Origin of the sequence: Zavarzinella formosa DSM 19928 (genome assembly GCF_000255705.1) — a bacterium.
GTDB lineage: Bacteria > Planctomycetota > Planctomycetia > Gemmatales > Gemmataceae > Zavarzinella > Zavarzinella formosa.
Window position 1 is genome coordinate 265054 of sequence record NZ_JH636444.1, and the last position, 17416, is coordinate 282469.

13 protein-coding genes, 5 tRNA genes and 1 pseudogene are annotated in these 17416 nt (G+C 57.4%); 12 read left to right on the forward strand and 7 right to left on the reverse strand.

The features are described from left to right. From BGIM_RS66040 to BGIM_RS66045, 3 genes and pseudogenes are all read left to right on the forward strand, one after another. Nucleotides 1-922, forward strand: a pseudogene (locus BGIM_RS66040) (hypothetical protein); the annotation flags it as partial. Between the two features lie 74 nt (nucleotides 923-996). After that, complete coding sequence (locus BGIM_RS0130055) at nucleotides 997-1653, forward strand: hypothetical protein (RefSeq protein WP_020473390.1); 657 nt, start codon at nucleotides 997-999, stop codon at nucleotides 1651-1653. Continuing rightward, nucleotides 1653-2345: a hypothetical protein gene (locus BGIM_RS66045; protein WP_020473391.1), complete on the forward strand. Its 693-nt coding sequence runs from the start codon at nucleotides 1653-1655 to the stop codon at nucleotides 2343-2345. The genes BGIM_RS0130055 and BGIM_RS66045 overlap by 1 nt, the downstream gene beginning before the upstream one ends. A gap of 57 nt (nucleotides 2346-2402) precedes the next feature. On the opposite strand, the gene BGIM_RS0130065 is transcribed toward BGIM_RS66045, so the two are convergent. Beyond that, entirely contained in the window at nucleotides 2403-3254 is an 852-nt protein-coding gene (locus BGIM_RS0130065; protein ID WP_020473392.1) for a hypothetical protein, read from the reverse strand. 60 nt (nucleotides 3255-3314) lie between these two features. Continuing rightward, complete coding sequence (locus tag BGIM_RS0130070; protein WP_020473393.1) at nucleotides 3315-3623, reverse strand: hypothetical protein; 309 nt, start codon at nucleotides 3621-3623, stop codon at nucleotides 3315-3317. A gap of 171 nt (nucleotides 3624-3794) precedes the next feature. On the opposite strand from BGIM_RS0130070, the gene BGIM_RS0130075 reads away from it, so the two are divergent. Then, nucleotides 3795-4031 (forward strand): hypothetical protein, encoded by a 237-nt coding sequence (locus BGIM_RS0130075; RefSeq protein WP_020473394.1) that lies wholly within the window; start codon nucleotides 3795-3797, stop codon nucleotides 4029-4031. Between the two features lie 371 nt (nucleotides 4032-4402). Here BGIM_RS0130075 and BGIM_RS63455 read toward each other — a convergent pair whose 3' ends face one another. Then, nucleotides 4403-4621 carry a hypothetical protein gene (locus tag BGIM_RS63455; RefSeq protein WP_020473395.1) on the reverse strand — a complete coding sequence of 73 codons (219 nt, stop codon included), beginning with the start codon at nucleotides 4619-4621 and terminating at the stop codon, nucleotides 4403-4405. 158 nt (nucleotides 4622-4779) lie between these two features. Here BGIM_RS63455 and BGIM_RS0130085 point away from each other — a divergent pair, with 158 nt between their 5' ends. Continuing rightward, nucleotides 4780-4977 carry a hypothetical protein gene (locus BGIM_RS0130085; protein ID WP_020473396.1) on the forward strand — a complete coding sequence of 66 codons (198 nt, stop codon included), beginning with the start codon at nucleotides 4780-4782 and terminating at the stop codon, nucleotides 4975-4977. Nucleotides 4978-4999: 22 nt separating this feature from the next. Here the strand turns inward: BGIM_RS0130085 and BGIM_RS0130090 are convergent, their stop codons facing one another. Next, nucleotides 5000-5566: a hypothetical protein gene (locus BGIM_RS0130090; RefSeq protein WP_020473397.1), complete on the reverse strand. Its 567-nt coding sequence runs from the start codon at nucleotides 5564-5566 to the stop codon at nucleotides 5000-5002. A 223-nt stretch (nucleotides 5567-5789) separates the two neighbouring features. Here BGIM_RS0130090 and BGIM_RS0130095 point away from each other — a divergent pair. The 6 genes from BGIM_RS0130095 (at nucleotide 5790) to BGIM_RS0130110 (ending at nucleotide 7388) form a co-directional block, all read left to right on the forward strand. Further along, nucleotides 5790-5862, forward strand: a tRNA-Ala gene (locus tag BGIM_RS0130095). Between the two features lie 5 nt (nucleotides 5863-5867). Beyond that, nucleotides 5868-5956: transfer RNA gene (locus BGIM_RS63460), tRNA-OTHER, on the forward strand. A gap of 55 nt (nucleotides 5957-6011) precedes the next feature. Further along, nucleotides 6012-6102: transfer RNA gene (locus BGIM_RS63465), tRNA-Ser, on the forward strand. 5 nt (nucleotides 6103-6107) lie between these two features. Next, nucleotides 6108-6180, forward strand: a tRNA-Arg gene (locus tag BGIM_RS0130100). Nucleotides 6181-6300: 120 nt separating this feature from the next. After that, nucleotides 6301-6372: transfer RNA gene (locus BGIM_RS0130105), tRNA-Arg, on the forward strand. 104 nt (nucleotides 6373-6476) lie between these two features. After that, on the forward strand, nucleotides 6477-7388 hold the full coding sequence (locus BGIM_RS0130110; protein ID WP_020473398.1) for a 3-keto-disaccharide hydrolase: 912 nt from the start codon (nucleotides 6477-6479) through the stop codon (nucleotides 7386-7388). A 127-nt stretch (nucleotides 7389-7515) separates the two neighbouring features. Here BGIM_RS0130110 and BGIM_RS0130115 read toward each other — a convergent pair whose 3' ends face one another. Then, nucleotides 7516-11175, reverse strand: a complete 3660-nt coding sequence (locus BGIM_RS0130115; protein WP_020473399.1) for a PVC-type heme-binding CxxCH protein — start codon at nucleotides 11173-11175, stop codon at nucleotides 7516-7518. 146 nt (nucleotides 11176-11321) lie between these two features. Then, complete coding sequence (locus tag BGIM_RS0130120) at nucleotides 11322-12737, reverse strand: phytoene desaturase family protein (protein ID WP_020473400.1); 1416 nt, start codon at nucleotides 12735-12737, stop codon at nucleotides 11322-11324. 166 nt (nucleotides 12738-12903) lie between these two features. Here BGIM_RS0130120 and BGIM_RS0130125 point away from each other — a divergent pair, with 166 nt between their 5' ends. Next, nucleotides 12904-15861 carry a DUF7133 domain-containing protein gene (locus BGIM_RS0130125; RefSeq protein ID WP_063607926.1) on the forward strand — a complete coding sequence of 986 codons (2958 nt, stop codon included), beginning with the start codon at nucleotides 12904-12906 and terminating at the stop codon, nucleotides 15859-15861. A 27-nt stretch (nucleotides 15862-15888) separates the two neighbouring features. Here BGIM_RS0130125 and BGIM_RS0130130 read toward each other — a convergent pair whose 3' ends face one another. Next, nucleotides 15889-17358, reverse strand: a complete 1470-nt coding sequence (locus tag BGIM_RS0130130; protein ID WP_020473402.1) for a glutamate synthase subunit beta — start codon at nucleotides 17356-17358, stop codon at nucleotides 15889-15891. Between the last annotated feature and the right edge of the window lie 58 nt (nucleotides 17359-17416).

Sequence of the window (17416 nt, forward strand, 5' to 3'; positions counted from 1 at the left end):
GGTAGCCACGCAAAAAGCCGTCAAGGCCTACGTTGACCAGATCGTTGCAGCCCAAGACGCGATGGTGTTCAAGGGGGTCATTGATTGCAGCACCAACCCCAACTATCCGGCGGCCAACTGCGGCTGGACTTACAGGGCATCGGTCGCGGGGAAAATCGGCGGCGCGTCGGGTGTTGTCACACAGGCCGGCGACATTATCTTGTGCATGGTTGACGGCACGGCATCCGGAAATCAAGCGACGGTCGGGACAAACTGGACGGTCATTCAGACTAACATCGACGGGGCCTTGACGACGGCCGATCTCGGCGTGACGGTGCAGGCTTACGCGGCCAATCTGGCGGCGTTGGCCGGACTGACGTCGGCGGCCGACCAGATGCCGTATTTTACCGGGTCAGGGGCGGCCGCCCTCACAGCGCTCACGTCGCTGGCGCGGTCTATTCTGGGAGACTCAACCCAAATCGCGGCGTGCAATCATCTCGGTGTCAAGCCCAAGGCGGTCGTCGGGCTTGGCTCCGATGTCAGCAATGCGACAACAACGCTGGCAACCACTGGCATGACGTTCACCGTCGAGGATGGCACGACGTACATGGTGACCGCCCACCTGACGATTCAGTCGAGTTCGGTGGCGTGCGGCGTTGCTTTCGATGTCTCGGCATCGGGATGCACTTCCCTCACGAATTTCAACCATCCCCAGAGTGCGGGTGTCCAGACTGGCGGCGGCTCGGCGTCTGGCTCGATTGTCTCCCGGTCGGCGGGCGTGCCGGTCATCAATTCCGATTGCCCGTGTTCCCTGACGGCCTACGTCAAAAACGCGACCGGATCAAGCCAGACAGCCGTACTGCAATTCGCAGCCGAAACATCTGGTACCGTGAAGGTGATTGGCGGGAAGTCTTTTATTGTCGCCGAACGAATCGCAGGATGATTCGACTTGAATCACGGGATTGAATGTAACGCGTACACACGTTACAAAATGGTAGGCACCTGACGGGGAACGAAGTGATCGAGTCATGGCAAGCTCTGGTGGCAATTATCATCACGGGCTTTGGCACGCTGTTCGTCGCGGTCTTTAGCGGGCTGCGTAAATTGGTTCTGGCTTGGTTCGACCACCAAGCCAAGAAGATTTCAGCCACGCGATTCGTCGAGGGCGTGGAGCGCGTCGCGAAGTTTCACCAGATCCTTGAGATGTTCCGCAACATGAAATTTGCGGATCGTGTCTTGCTGTTTCGCGGAACCAATTGCGGGGGAACTCCAGACCCGAACCGGCCTTACACGGTGCAATGTTTCTATGGCTGGTCTCGCGATCCGCTGAAGCATCCCGAGGAAAACTACAGCTTCCCGATTCAGGTCGATCATCACTACATGGCCATGTTGTTGGACGTCATCCGCGAAGGCCACAGTTTCCAGCGGTCCGACCGGATGCCGCCCGATGCCCGGCTGAAGGCGTACTACGAAAACGAGGGCGTCAAAACGAGCGCGTTGTACTTCCTCAACATCGACCAAAACGCACTCTTGTTCATATCGGTCGCGTCCTACGCGGCCGACGAATTCACTCACCCTCAACTCACGGAATTGTCGCTGGTCATTGACCGCGCCCGCTCATGCCTGAGCGACCAGGGCACGGCCGAACGCCCCGCGCTCAAGTGGAAGGATTGATGAATATGAAGCGTGTTCTGTCTCTCTTGTTGCTCATGCTGGCGACCTGCCCGGCATGGGCCGATGTGACCATTGACGGGGTGAAGAAGATCCCTCAGTTCGGGTACGCCGAACTAAGTGTGAAAGGCTACTCGACGGTGGCGTGGAAGATCAGCCCGCCGCCCGTGCAGTACAAGAAGTACCCCGATGGGTGCGTTCGCTTCGGCGGCGTCCCCGGAACGACGTACACCGTCGATGTGACGGCGGTTGACTTCGACAAGAAGTTGCTCGACAACGCAACGGATTTGATCGTGTTTGACGGGCCGCCTCCCGTTGATCCGGTGGTTCCTCCGGTGAATCCCGTGGTTCCCCCGGTTGATCCGGTCGTTCCTCCCCTCGATCCGACAGACACGCTTCCGGGCAAATTACTCGCGGCATTCAGGGCTGACACGGACCCGGCGAAAGCAATCAACGTGATGCAATTGGCCGCACTGTACCGGCAGTCAGTCAGCACGGCGAAGACGACGACGGCGGCGACCGTCCTCGCATTGTTTCAACAGGTCGGTAATGCCCGTGACAACATGCTGCCGGGCGATCCGTTGCCTGCCGTTCCGCTTGCTCGGCGGTTGCGGGGGATGATGATCCCCGTGAGCGAGGCCGAATTTAAGCGGCCGTTCCGTGATCTCTGTGTGGTCGCGATACCCCGAAAGTGAGCGAGGCCCGGCATCATGCCGGGCCTCTTTGTTTAATGCGCGGTCTTCTGCCCGTCGTCAATCGTCCCCGTCCATTGCCGCAACTTGCCTGGCCGCCGCAAACGCGGCCTTCGCGTCCTTCGTCCGGTTGATCTTCCGCACAATCTTGAACCCACCGCGAACGAACAGGCTTCCGTGGGTGATTTCTTCAATGGCCCCGTCCGATGGCTCGATCTCAAACGCCCGGACGCCGCTCTTGGTGGTTGTCCTCACGACGGCCTTGGACCATTCCGGCGGGAAGACAGCGGACACGATGCCGCCAACCTTGCCCGTCCTGAGGATGTCATCTCCCTTGATCCTCACGGCCAATCCTCCAACATCCGGCTCGCTTCCGCAGGCTGCGACGACGGACACGGGCTTGACGCTCGCCGGGGCGACTTCATGCGGATGGCTGACTCCCTTCCTTTTCGGCCCCCGCGTCCCGATCTTGTAGCTGGCCAGCGATTCCGGCCGCAGCCACCATTGCCCGTTCCGCAGGATCGCCGACAGGCGATGGGCCTTGATGGCGGTTCTCACGGCGTGGGGAGTCATGCCGAGTTTTTCGGACGCCTCGGGAACGCTCACGGTGTACGCCAAATCAGCCTTCGCCATGTCCAGTTCGCCCGTCTGCACGCGCTTGCGGCCGATCAGGTCGGAAAGCAGGTGATACAGCGGGTCGGCGAAAACCGCCGGGGTGACCATCGCCCGGCCCGGAACCATGTCGTGGTTGAGCAGCGGATTGTCCGGCCCGTAGACGAGCGAGATGATTTCGTTCGTCGTGAACGTGGGGTTTGCGACGGCTGACACCACGCGAGCCAGGAAGGCGGCCACGTCGTGGGTCGGGTCAAGATACTCCAAGGTTTCCCCGGAGAGCGTTTCATAGGTGTTCATGACATGCTTCTTCAGTGTGAAGATCGGGAGCAGAAGGCGGGGTGGGCAACCCCGCGCCAGTCACAGTTTTTCGCCGTTTCCGTAGTAGCTGATGTAGATGGCGAGTTGGTTGTAATGGACCTTCGCGTAATCCACCGCTTCCCGGATCAAATTGCCTTTGGTGATTGAGTCAAGCGAGACGATCACCTGTCTGTTTCGGTCGGGATAAAACACCCCCTTGTCAATCCATCCCCCTTTCACCAAGTTCGGCAGCAGGCTAAACCCGCCGAACAATTCAGCCAGAACGAGAAAGTATTCGTCGTCGTGGTGTGGTGTGAAGGGCTTCCCGTCGTTGTCGTCGGCGGGCAAAAGGATGGTGACTTCGATCATGTGTGGTTCCTCTTTTCAAAGATCCCGGCGCCCTGCCGGTCGGACGGAACGTTTGCCCCGTGAAGATAATGTACATCCTGTTCGCCAGAAAAGCAAGTCAGAAATAAAAAACAATTATCTCAAATGTACGCTTCGGTCAGTCGAATACCCCGATGTGTAACGTGTGTACAGATGACAATAAAGGGTGTGAAGATGGAAACGGGCAAGCTGATCCGCGAGGCGATGACGACCCTGCAAAGCGAATATGTCGCGGCCGGCGTGATGATGTGCGTCACGATTGCGGCCCGTCTGGCATGGGGGGAGGAAATCGGCCGGGAAGACGTGGAGGCTTGGAGGCGGCTCCAAGCTCAGATCGAAGTGTGGGGCCATAAGGAAGAGTTCGACAAGATTCTGGCGACGGTGATATGAACTTGCTTCAATTCGGCCACAGCCTTCCGAGGCTGTGGAAATACGCATTCGGAGCATTCGAGCGTTTCGCAATCGTCGCTTCAATTCGGCCACGGCTGCGGAGCCGTGGAAATGCCGTGAAATCCCTTCTCAAGCGTCTCGATCCATTCGGGCTTCAATTCGGCCACGGCTGCGGAGCCGTGGAAATGGTCACTGTCACAAAGGCTGGCACGATGGACGCTTCAGATCACAATTGCGAGAGGGCAGGGTATTCGGGCCTCAAAAACATTCGCCCATCACATATCCGTTTCTCAAGTCGTTGTAGTCTCTGGCATTCTGACTTGCGAGCGTTTTCCGGAGTTTCGTTCATGACCCGGCTTCTCGCGGAACACTCATCCCCGGCCCGCATTGGCCAGCATGTGCTGGCCCCGGACGATGAGCAGGGCGGCTTCAATGTCACGGGCGGCCGAACGGTAATCGCCACCGCTCGCGGCATTGAGGCCTTCATTCAGGAACATCCTGATTGACTCGACGAGTTGCGCGGCCGGGGAATAGGCCCGGTCAATGCGGGCGGGATTCGCGGCGGCTTGCTTCGGTGCTTTCGCTGACATGACGGTTCTCCTGTGGTTGTGGTGGCGCCTGACTGGCGTTTGTGTGATCATACAGCCCAGTCGTATGTCGCGTCAAACTAATTATACTCGGCAATTTAGTTTTACGATTGAAACGCGATTTGATTGTGTTTCGGTCGCAATGGGTCTAACATCAAAACATGGCAAAAAAACACAAAGACGAAGTAGCCCCGCTGAAATCAAAGCCGATGGGGTTTAAATTGCCGGCCGAGTTGATCGGGCCGCTTGAGGCGTTCATGAATGCGCAGCGGGTGCCGCCGAGCCAAACGGATGTGGTGGTAGTTGCGCTGCAGGAATTTCTGCAACGGGAGGGGTTCTATCCATCGGCGAAGAAGTGATCTGTCGGAAGATACCTAGCGGTCAGTCACTCTTGAATTCGCCGATGGGAATGGTAAAGCCGATGTACCCGCTGTCTCTGCGGTCAATCACGTTTCGGCTCAGTTCAAGTGACAGGGTTTTTGCCTTAGCAACTGGCCTTTCAAAGGCGACGGTACACTTCTCTGATTTTTCCGGGTAAAGATTCAAGATCGCAAAACTCACGCCGGGGAATTTGCTCGCGTCGAAGCCTTGGTAATTGTTGCCGAACTCATCCTTCAGCTTTGCCAAAGAGTCACCCCATCCGACGAAGTCGATTTTGCGAGTCTCGCTGGCGTTGCGGACCAAGATGGTAAAGGATGTGGCTTCATCCGCACCGCCGGCCAGCCTCCCAATCCTCGCCTCGACAAGCGTAATCTCGACATCCCCAACCATGTGCGACTGCCCGAGTTTGAGCCACACGATGGGGGCTTCCTTTGTCGTCTCGGCTTTGTCAGCTTGCTTTTGCTCGTCTGCCTCTTTTTTCTCCGTCGTCTGCAAGTCTGGCGGCTTGGCGCATCCGGAGGCGATGGCCGCGAGTGCCAGGCAGACGGGGAGAACGAGCGTTCGCATAGGGGTGAATTCCGCGAGGGTGTAGCCATTTTGCTATTCGCCGCGCGAACTCGCGGATATCGGATCGGCTCCCTCAAATGTGCGGCAAACCCCAAGACGGACCGCAAGATTCAAAATGACGCGGCGCAAGTTGTTGACTGGTAATCGTTTGCTCAGAACGTTTCACGGTCTCATAAGCCGTCTGACGTCGGTTCGACTCCGACTGCCGCAACTGTTTTTTGAAGGGCTGTTGGTCAAACTTGGAAAGACGCCGACCTCGCACGTCGGAAATCGGGGTTCGACTCCCCGACGGTCCATTATCGGAAGGTAGCCGGATAGTGGGTTGCCGGGCCCGCTTGCTTTTGGGTTTTCCGTAACAAGGAAATGCGGGTTCGATTCCCGTGCCTTCCGCTGATGTTTTTGTGATGAAACGGATTTATGCCTTGCTTTGAACGAACTGACAAACGGAAGGTAGCCGGATATGGCTGGCCGGGCCACGTTGCTAACGTGTGCGTCCTGAAAAACGGACATGACGGGTTCGACTCCCTCACCTTCCGCTGATGCCTTTGTGGTGTAATTGGATCGCATCCCTCGCTTCGAACGAGTAGGTCCGGGTTCGACTCCTGGCGAAGGCACTGTTTGGCGAGCTGACAAATTGGAAGGTAGCCGGATACTGGTTGGCCGGGCCACGGTGCTAACGTGGTTTCCCCATCGCGGGGAAAGCGGGTTCAATTCCCTCACCTTCCGCTGATGATGCCTTTGTGGTGAAACGGATATCATCCCTTGCTTCTAACAAGGAGATCCGGGTTCGATTCCTGGCGAAGGCATTCTTTTTCAATCCCTCGAAATTCAACGTCTCCGGGGTGTGCCGGATGCACGCAACCCTGCGAAGGTTGCGGACCAGGTTCGATTCCTGGCGGAGACAATCCATTTGCAATCCGCGCCATCTTCCCGCAAGATGTTCTCCAACCACCTTTCCATTGGAGAATGTTTGATGAAGTTCGTGCGATCTTTGTTGATGGGCGGGGCGATGGCAGCCGTCGGCGGTTTGGCCGTGTGGTGTAGTCTCCCTTCGGCGATGGCCCAAAAAGAAGCCAAATCCGAAGGAACCAAGCCGGAACCGAAGAAGTTTGAATTCAAACCCGGTCAGGAATACAAGTCCGGCGTTGAGTGGCCCGAACCCAAGGTTGTCACACCGGGACCGACAAGCGTCAGCCCTCCGGCCGATGCCATTGTGCTGTTCGACGGAACGGATCTTTCCAAGTGGAAAAACGGCGACAAATGGATCATCAAGGATGGCGAAGCGACGGCCGCCAAGACCGGCATCAGCACGAAAGACTCTTTCGGTGATTGCCAGATTCACTTGGAGTTCGCCAGCCCGGCCGTCGTGAAGGGGAACGGTCAGGGCCGAGGCAACAGCGGCGTCTACATCATGGGCCGCTATGAAGTGCAAATCCTTGATTCATACGAAAACAAAACCTACTTCGATGGCCAATGTGCCTCGCTTTACAAGCAACACCCGCCGCTTGTGAATGTGTGCCGCAAGCCCGGCGAATGGCAGACCTACGATATCATTTTTGAATCCCCTCGTTTCGATGCGGACAAGAAACTCACCCGGCCCGGCTACGTGACTGTGTTACAAAACGGGGTGATTGTTCAAAACCATTTTGAACTCCACGGGGGAACCTTCTTCGACCGTCCGGCCGCCTATGTGCCGCACGGCCCGAAGGCCCCGCTCGATCTGCAATTCCACGGCGATGCCGTGAAATTCCGCAATATCTGGATTCGGGAATTGGTTGATATTCAGCCAGTGATGAAGAAAGACGCGGAACCGGCGAAGTAAAAAGGCATCAACCACAAAGACGCAAAGGTCACACAAAGTTTCACAGAGAAGACCGAGAAAACATCTCTTCTTTCTTCTCTGTGAAACTTTGTGTGACCTTTGCGTCTTTGTGGTTCGTTTTCTTGCCTTATTTACCGAGCTTCAATTCTTGCTCGCTCGTCAGTGCGAAGTACAACCCGTGCGGGTCGCTTCCGTTGACAATCTTAATCAGAACGACGTTGCTTCCCTTCTTCAACTTCACCGGGATCTGGTGCCTGCCGGGAGTGGCGGCAAAGTGGTCGCGGTTCTCGAAGACTTTGGCTCCATTGATCCACACCTTGGCCCCGTCATCGTTGCCGAACAGGATCACGCCGTCTTGGTCGGCCGGGGAATCAACCGTCCGTTGCAGGTAGGAGGCGCTGTTCACCGACTTGCCCGCGTAGTGGGCGGTCAGGTCGATGTAGCCGGTGCCGTTGGTCTTCACGATGGCCCATGACACATCGCCATCCTTGCCTTTCAACTTGGCCGCCGGGTCGTGGGCCTTGCCTTCAATGCCGAGGTCTTTGTCCAAGGCCGAGTCGGTTGCGTCGTTGGCGAACGGCCCGAGGATGTTCCAAGAATCGGGCGTGAACGAAGCCATTTTGAGCGTCATCAGATACTCGACCACGTCCGCCAGTTCTTCCTCGGTGAAAGCGGCGACCAGATTATCCGGCATGATCGACACCAGGCTCTTTTGCGGCTTGCCTTCTTCGTCGGCCTTGTTAATCACATAATCTTTGCCGTTCGCATCGCGGATTGTCCGGGTGGTTTCGGTCTCGGCCATTTGCAGGCCGGTGATGCTCTTTCCGTCCGAGGTGTTCACTTTCCATTGCACATATTGGTCGGCGATGGCTTTCGAAGGGGTCAGCAGCGAATCGTACAGGTTCTCCTTGCTTCCCTTTTTGCCGATCATCGACAGATCCGGGCCGATCTGGCCGCCGATGCCGCGAACCATGTGACAGCGAAGGCACTGGGTTTCGCCTTTGAGACTGGCGGCCAGCACTTTTTCGCCGTTTTGGGCATTGCCGCTACGCTTGGCAAGCGCCGAGGGGGCGGGGAGTTTCTTCGGGTCGAGCTTTCCTGCGGCGGGGAAAAGCAACAAGGCTTTGTTGCGTTCCCCCGCGAACGGGCTGTTTCGCAAGAGCCGGCCCGTGTCGGCCACCAGCGTGTCCGGCAGTTTGTTTTCTTGCCGCAGATTGAGCAACCAGCCGGTGCCCGCGCGGGTTCCGGCCAGACCGGCAATGGCCGGTCGCTTCAACTCGATGCTCGCTCCGTCGTTGGTGACCAAGTCTTGAAGTGTTTTCAATGCTTGCTTGGTTTCAACGGCTTCCGGCTTTCCACCCGCCAGTGAACCAAAAGCGAGGATGGCTTCGTTGGCCAACTCAAGGTCTTTGCCGAAAATGATGGTCGCGCCCAAATGATCGATGACTTTGGGGTCATGCAATTTCCCGAGAGTGCGAATTGCCTCAATTCGCACTGGCTTGGTGGAGTCAGTGCCACCGATCAATTCACTGACTTGCGACAGGGCTTCCGTGTGATTGGTGGCGGCCACCAGTTGCAAGCCGGTGATTTGCGTGGCCGGGTTTTTCAACAGTCCGGCAATGACGCTCTTAAGTTCCGGCGACTTGGCCAGCGAGTTCCATTTCGTCGGCAGGAACAAGCGAAGGTTTTCCAACGCCCGAACTTTCACTTCATCCGGAGCGGATCCGCTGAGGAGGGCTAACATGGATTGCCCCGCCGAGGCGTCGTTGCTTGCCGCAAGAATATCCACTATCCGGCCCTTCTGAGCCGAAGTGATTTTCGGGTCTTCCAACAATTTGCCGAGTTTCGGCAGCATGGATTTGGGCCGAAGTTCCCAAACGAGGTCGGCGACTTTGTCGTTCCATTCCGGGAACTGCTTGTCGAAGTCTGCGAGGATAATGTCACGCCGCGATTGATCAATTCCGCAGGCAATGTTGAGTGCGGCCCGGTAGAAAATGTCTTGGCCATCGTAATTCTTCGCATACTCTGGAAATAGTTTTGCGACTTGGTCCGGAGTCATGCGAGGCATCATCAATAAGGCTTCACGCAAATCAGCAATGGTGATTTGAGATAACTGATCTTTGCTCTGAAAACGCTTTGAAATATATGCAAGCACACTTTCGGGTTTTGCATCCTCTTCATTCTTAAAAATGCCCAGCCAAACTCCAAATTTCTTTGAAACAGCATCTCCAACCCGGATACCCATTGCTTGATTGCTTGATTTACTGGCCGAAGTGAAAGTCGCATACAGTTCAAATAGCCCCATGAAGTTGTCTTTATTCGGTTTCTCTGTGGTGCCTGTTGTTTCCAAAAGCATCCAGATTGTTCGAGCCAAAGCCACTTCATGACCAATGAACGCCTGATCGGGTTGCTGTTTTCTGATTTTCCCAAAGTAATGTCCAACGGAAGGAATTAGGTCGGCCGGGGGTGATTTACGGATGTGGTCGATGGCAAGAGCGCGTGTCGCGAGGCAAGGTGAAACCAATGCTTCGATCAACTTTTCGTCTTTTCCAAGTTTTACTTCGGGAATTTTGTACCCTTTGTGCCCCTTCGGCGTCAGCCGGTAGACACGCCCGCGGGTCCAGTCGCCCATGCCGTGACCGCCGACACCCGGATCGTACCAATCGGCCATCATCACGCTGCCGTCCGGGGCGACGCAGACATCTGACAGCCGGAACCAGTTGTCCGTACTCGTGACGAGGTTTTCTTTTTCCAGTTCGTAACCGGCTCCCTTTGGTTTTTTGTGGAAGCATCGAAGTTCACGCGGGCCGGCGTCGCAGTGGAGGAGTTGGCCGCGATATTTTTCCGGCAACAGAGTGCCCTCGTAGAAGCAAATCCCGGTCGGGCTGCCGAAGCCGGTGCGCAAGGTCTTGTGGACGATGCCGGGTTGTTCTTCGTGCCAGTGTGATTGACCGGCCCCTCGCGGGAAATAACCGTAGTTGCCGCCGGGCATCACGAAGCAAATACGGGTTTGCTGGTTGCCGTCGTCGTCGTTGTCCGAGAGCCAGACTTCGCCGAAACTGTTCACGCAGCATTCGTAGTTGTTCCGGAAATTGTGGGCAATCAATTCAAGGTTCTTGCCGTCGATGTCGCATTTCCACACCGTTCCGGCCTGACAATCCGGCGTGCCAGACTTCCACTTGCGGCCTTTGCCGTCCGAGGATTGAAGGCCGGTCACGCCTTGGTCGCCGATGGTGAAATACAGTTTGCCGTCCGGGCCGATATTCATGCCGTGGACGCCGTGGTCGTGGTCGAAGCCGCCAATGCCGGTCAGGAACTTGGTCGGCGGGCCGTCAGCCTTGCCGTCCCCATCCGCATCAATGAAGAGCAAGATGTCCGGCGACTGGCACACGAAGACTTTGTAGCCCGGCCCCTTGGCGTCCTTGGCAACGCATACGCCGAGGGGGCCATAGAGTTCCTTGCCTTGATAGAAGACGGTTGATTCATCCGCTTTGCCATCGCCGTTCTTGTCGGTCAAAATCACAATGCGGTCGCCCTCTTCACGAAGGATCGGCCGGCCGAAGTTCTTGCGGCGATAGTTGACGGCCTCCGAAATCCAGACCCGGCCGAGATGGTCAACGTCCATGCTCGTCGGGTTGATGACCATTGGCTCGGCGGCAAACAATTCCACCTGAAGCCCCTCGGCCACGGTGAACGATTTGACGGTTTCTTCGGGCGTTTTTTGCGCGGAAGCGATCCCGCCCAAGCCGAGGGCCAGTGACAGGATCAAAACACAGCGGGAGAGCATGAAAAGCACCTTGGGAACAGACGGGGCGGGATGTGCAGACAGATTACCGCAAGGCGGGGGGGAAGAAAAGTCTTAAGCGCAAAGATCGCTCGGGGAAAAATCACATTGGCGTAACCAATTTTGGCGGATTTGGCCCATTTCACTTTTTACCGCCGTAATTGCCTCATGGCGGCGACAGCGGCAAAATAACCGCACATGCCGTGGACCCCGCCGCCGGGAGGTGTGGAGGAAGAACAGATGAACAGCCGGGGGTTTGGCGTGGCGTAGGGGCTTGGCCGAAGGACGGGTCGGCTGAATAACTGCCACCAATCCACGACCCCGCCACCAATGTCTCCGCCGATGTAGTTTGGGTTGTGCCGTTCCATCTGTGCCGTGTTCATGACATGTCGGGCCATGATTAAATCACGGAACCCCGGAGCGAATCGCTCCACTTGGGCCTCAATTCGCCCGGTCATGTCGATCAACGATCCATGCGGGACGTGACAGTATCCCCAAGCCGTGTGTTTCCCGGCGGGAGCGCGTGATGAATCGAACAGACTTGGTTGGGCCAGTAGCACGAACGGTCGTTCAGGATGTTCGCCCCGCCACACGGCCCTTTCCGTCGAGGTCACTTCTTCGAGCGTGCCTCCGATGTGCACAGTGCCCGCCCGCCGACAGGCCGGGGCGCGCCACGGAATTGGCCCCGAGAGCGCCCAATCCACTTTGAACACCCCCGGCCCATAACGATATCGACTGAGTGACCGGCAGTAACGGCTCGGCAGTCGATGTCCGGCCATTGAAATGATCTGACGAGGCGTCACATCGAGAAGCACCACGCGCGAAGGCGGGAGTTCATCAATCGATGTGATTCTTCGCCGGGTTTCGATCACCCCGCTGGATGAACGGAGACAGGATGCCAGCGCGTCGGCAATTTTCTGCGAACCACCACGAGGAAACGGCCAGCCGACGGCATGGCCGGCAATGCCAAGCATTAGGGCAATCGCCGCGCCGGGCGACTGATCGAGCGGCAACACCGCATGCGCGGCCAAACCGGCAATAATCGCTCTTGCCGGTTCGGCGCGAAACCAAGCCCTGGCAAGACCCTTGGCCGAACGAATGGCGTTCAATCCGAACCGCATGGACAGGAGCGGATGATTGGGAAATCGAAGCGGCCCCAACAGATCGTCGAACAAACCGGAAGAGCCGCTCACCAGCGGGCCGATGAGTCGCCGATAGGCCGATGAGTCCGGGCCGAGTTTGTCAGCCGTTGCCTCTAAATCTCGCTCCAAGACAGCAGCCAGGCCATTTTCCAGCGGGTGGGCCAGCGGTATTTCCGGGTGGACCCATTCCAAGCCGTGTTCGGCGAGCGGCAGCGATTTGAAAAACGGAGAGGCGGCTCCCATCGGATGAACGGCCGAGCAGATGTCATGGACAAACCCCGGCAGCGTGAGTTCAGCGGACCGGGTGCCGCCGCCAATCGTCTCGGCCGCTTCGACAACAAGCACGGAATAGCGCATTCTCGCCAAGGCCACGGCGGCCGCCAACCCATTCGGACCGGACCCGACCACAACGGCATCGTACATCTAATGGCTCGATTGGCGTAATTTTGCAACCACCCCGGTCAGTATACCGCCGGGGCGGGTTGAAACATTCCGGGACAGGTCGTCGAAGGTCGTTGATGATACATCATGAGATATCGGAATCTCTCTTTCCGGGTCGCTTGAAGCATCAAGCACAAGGTGTCACACCATGCCGACTGCTTTCCTTTTTCTGTTGGCCTCTGTTACTTCTGCTCCAACATCAACTCTGGATATCTCGGCACCGACCGGATTTGTGGTGTCGCTTGTCGCGGACAATGCAATTGCTCCCGACATTTACACCATGACAATCGATGAAGCCGGCCGGGTATTGGTGGCCGGCCGGGGATATGTCCGGGTGCTTGTGGATGACAATGGCGACGGCATCGCCGACCGGGCGATTGACCTCATCGACGGACTCAAAGACGGTCCGATGGGGTTGCTTGCCGAAGGGGATTCGCTTTATGTGGTGACCAATGGCGGGCTTCAACGCTATCGCGGTTACAACGGCAAGGACAAACTCAAGCAAACGCCCGAAACGCTAATCAAACTCAAAACCACTGGCGAACATGATGCCCACGCGGTTCGTCGTGGCCCGGACGGCTGGCTTTATCTTCTGTGCGGCAACATGGCCGGCGTCACGAAGCAGACGATCACGTCTCCCCGCTCGCCGGTGAAAGAGCCTGTCGCCGGGGCGTTGCTCCGTATCTCGCCTGATCAGCGAGAAGTTGAAGTGGTTGCCGACGGGTTCCGCAATCCCTACTCGTTCGACTTTAATCTCGACGGCGAACCATTCGCCTATGACTCGGACAACGAACGCTGTGTCGGGCTGCCTTGGTATGAACCGTGCCGGTTCTATCACGTCGTGACCGGCGGGAACCACGGCTGGCGTTCGCCGCAATTCGGGCAGTTTTGGAGAAAACCGCCATATTTCGTGGATTGCGTGCCGCCGGTTTGCACCACGGGCCGCGGTTCGCCCACGGGTGTCGCCTGTTATCGACATACCCACTTCCCGGAGAAGTATCGCGGCGGCTTCTTCCTGGCAGACTGGACATTCGGCCGCATCCACTTTGTGCCAATGACCCCGAAGGATTCAACTTACGCAGGCAAGCCCGAAGTCTTCGCCGAGGCGATTGGCACAAGCGGATTCGCCCCCACCGCGCTGGCGGTGCATCCCAAAACCGGTGAACTGTTCGTAAGCATCGGCGGCCGGGGCACTCGTGGCGGCATCTATCGAATCTCACACGAAAACAGCCCCGTCGGTAAGCTGCTGCCGATGGCAAAGCGTTCTCTCGATTTGACGCCGGAGGCTGAGAGAAAATTGCCGACGAACAGTTCTTCGAGTTGGCTTCCTTTTCCGGCGACAGCCTCCGAACAGCGTGCCCGCCGGTATGACCTTGAGTTGCTGCGGCGTCATGGAGACAAGATCGCATGGGACAAGGCAATTTTAGATTCCGTGATATCGAAGTTATGCGACCCCGATCCGATGATTCGACTCGCGGCTGGCCGGGTGATGATTGGACACGTCGCAAAGTCAGCGCCACTAACGGATGCCCAGTCAAGACTGACAATGGCCTTTATGGAGACCAACTCTGATCCCGCTCGCTCAATCGAGACGGCTATCTCCGTCCTAAACGACAAGAACACGGCCAACGGACTCAAACTTCAAGCTATCCGAATCATCCAACTTGCCCTCGGCGATCTGACCACCAAGGACGCGGTCGGCACGGTCTTCGAGGGTTATACTCTCCGACGCGCACCGACCCCGCAACAAAGAGAGGCAATTGAACGAGCTTGCGAAGCAGTTCTCTCCGGTGGCAATCCGGATTTAGAGGTTGAAGCATTCCGCACTTTGGCAGGCATCCAATCCCAAGAAACGCGGTTTGCGCAACAGGCGATTCGCCAAATCAGTGCTGATTCGGATGTTCGCAAAGACATTGGCCATTTGGCTGTCATCGCACGACTTGGGGCTGATGGCCAATCCGAACGGAAAATCGCGGACATCCTGCTGCATCTTGACCGCAAGGCGACGAAACAGAATCTCCCGCGAGACACCTTTTGGCCGCTCCGAATCACAGAAATCGTCGCGGCTCTTGGCAAGCGATATCCGAACCTCGGTTCTCAAATGTTGAACCATCCCTTATTTGGCCAACCGGAACATTTGCTATTTGTGAAACCGCTTCTACTCAATGAGGAGAAAGCGGCGAGGGCATTTGCGGAAGCCGCCAAAAAGAATGCCGATTACGGCTGGACACCCGGTGTGGTCGAATTGCTTGGGGCAATGCCAGCCGAGAGTTGTCGCCCGGTGCTTCTCAAACTGTGGGAACGGCCCGAACTTCGTGACGCAATCTTGAAGGCGCTTCCTCCGCAGGAAGAAGATGCGACGAGGTTTGTCACCGGACTTGCATCGTTTGATCCGCAAGTAGTCTCGCGGTCGGCAAAGATGTTGGAAAAGCTTCCTCGTCCCGAGGGAGTCACCGAAATTGTCGCCGCTGTGAAGGCTCTTCGACGACTTGGGCCGGAGGACAAGTTGGCGCGAGCAACGGTCGCTTCATTGTTACAAAAACGCACCGGTCAGAAACTCGACGCCGATCCGAAAGCGTGGGTTGAATGGGTGACCAAAAATCATCCAGAAACCACGCCGCTGTTTGCCTCAAATGATGGATTTGATTCGGTGGCGTGGAAGCAGCGAGAGGCTGGCATCGTTTGGGAAAAAGGCGATGCCGAGCGAGGCAAGAGCGTATTCACGAAGGCGAGTTGTGCCGCCTGTCATGATGGCGGCCGGGCGCTCGGGCCGTCTTTGCTTGGGATCAGCAAACGCTTCGGAAAGGACGATCTGCTCACGGCGATTCTGCAACCCAGCAAGGATGTGTCGCCACGATATCGTCCGACGCGGATCACCACCGAGGATGAACGGGTCTTTATCGGGGTGATGATTTACGAGGCCACCGATGGCGTGATTCTCCAGACAAACGCCGACACATCGGTTCGGATTGCCGGGGAGAAGATTGCCTCCAAACGCCCCGTCGAGACATCGCCGATGCCCGCCGGATTGCTCGACAAACTTGGTGATGGCGAAGTGGCCGACCTCTTCGCCTACCTGAAGTCGCTGGAAGAACCCAAACGGTGAACCATTCGATTGACCCGGTGAGGGTCATCACGAATTGATGTGCCCAAGGGGAATATCCCTTCCGCGAAGACGGCTTGTGTGGCCCGTCAGATATTCGTCCACATGTCTCGCCGCTTCACGGCCCTCGGCGATGGCCCAGACCACCAACGATTGACCCCGCCGACAGTCGCCGGCCGCGAAAACACCGGGGGTGGAGGTGGCGTATTTGTCATCGCTGCGGATCGCCTTGGATTCGGTCAGTCCCAAGCCGAGTTTTGCCGGCAGGCTTGCCTCGGGGCCGGAGAAACCAATCGCCAGCAGAGCCAGCTCGCACGGGAAGACGAGTTCGGAACCTTCGAGTTCCTCGAACTGGCGTTCGCCGGATTTGTCGAAGTATTGATTGACCCGGACGACATGCAACTCAGTCACACGGCCTTGCGCGTCGCCTGCAAAATTCTTCGTCTTGATTTGCCAGTCCCGCTTGCCCCCTTCTTCGTGAGCCGGGGTGATGCGGAGAATTTTCGGCCACAGCGGCCAGGGCGTGTCCGGGTTCGTGTTTTCCGGCGGGCAGGGATTATAGTCGAGTTGGAGAACCGACTTGGCCCCCTGCCGGTGACAGGTGCCGAGGCAGTCGGCCGCCGTGTCGCCGCCGCCGATGATGATGACGTTCTTGCCGGCCGCCGTGAGTGATTCGCCGTCGAGTTTGTCGCCGAATCCGCGGCGATTTTGGGCGGTCAGGAACGGCATCGCCTGTTCCACTCCCTTCAACTGTCGGCCGGGGATGTCCAGTTCACGCGGCTTGGTCGCTCCGACACAAAGCAGAATCGCATCATGCCGATTGCGGAGTTCCTGTGCGTCAACATTGCAACCAATGTCAGCATTCAGCGAGAATACAACACCTTCAACCTGAAGTTGCTCGATCCGGCGTTCGACATAAAGCTTGGCCATCTTGAAATCGGGGATGCCATAAGTGAGCAATCCGCCGGGGCGGTCGTCACGTTCATAAACGGTGACCTTGTGCCCGGCCCGCCGCAATTGCTGCGCGGCGGCCAATCCCGCCGGACCGCTGCCGATAATGCCGACGGACTTGCCCGTTTCATGCTTTGGTGGTTCGGGGATGATCCAGCCTTTTTCCCAACCGCGATCAACGATGGCCTGTTCGATGGTCTTGATCGTCACCGCCGCGCCGTTGAGGGCCAAAACACATGATGCCTCGCACGGCGCCGGGCAGGTTTTGCCAGTGAACTCCGGGAAGTTGTTCGTGTCGTGCAGGGCTTTTAATGCCTCTTCCCAGCGGTTGCGATGGACGAGGTCGTTCCAGTCCGGGATGCGGTTGCCAAGCGGGCAACCGGTGTGACAGAACGGGATGCCGCAGTCCATGCAACGGGTGGCTTGGGCGCGCGTGCTTTCGGCCGGCATCGGCTGATAAAGTTCGCCATAGTCGCGGACACGCAGGTGAATAGGCCGCGGGGTCGGCTTCTGCGGTTCAACGTTCAGAAACCCTCGGGGATCAGCCATCGTCTTTTGCTCTGCTTGTGTTGTTCTTGTTTCGATCAAGCCGCCGACTAACCACTTC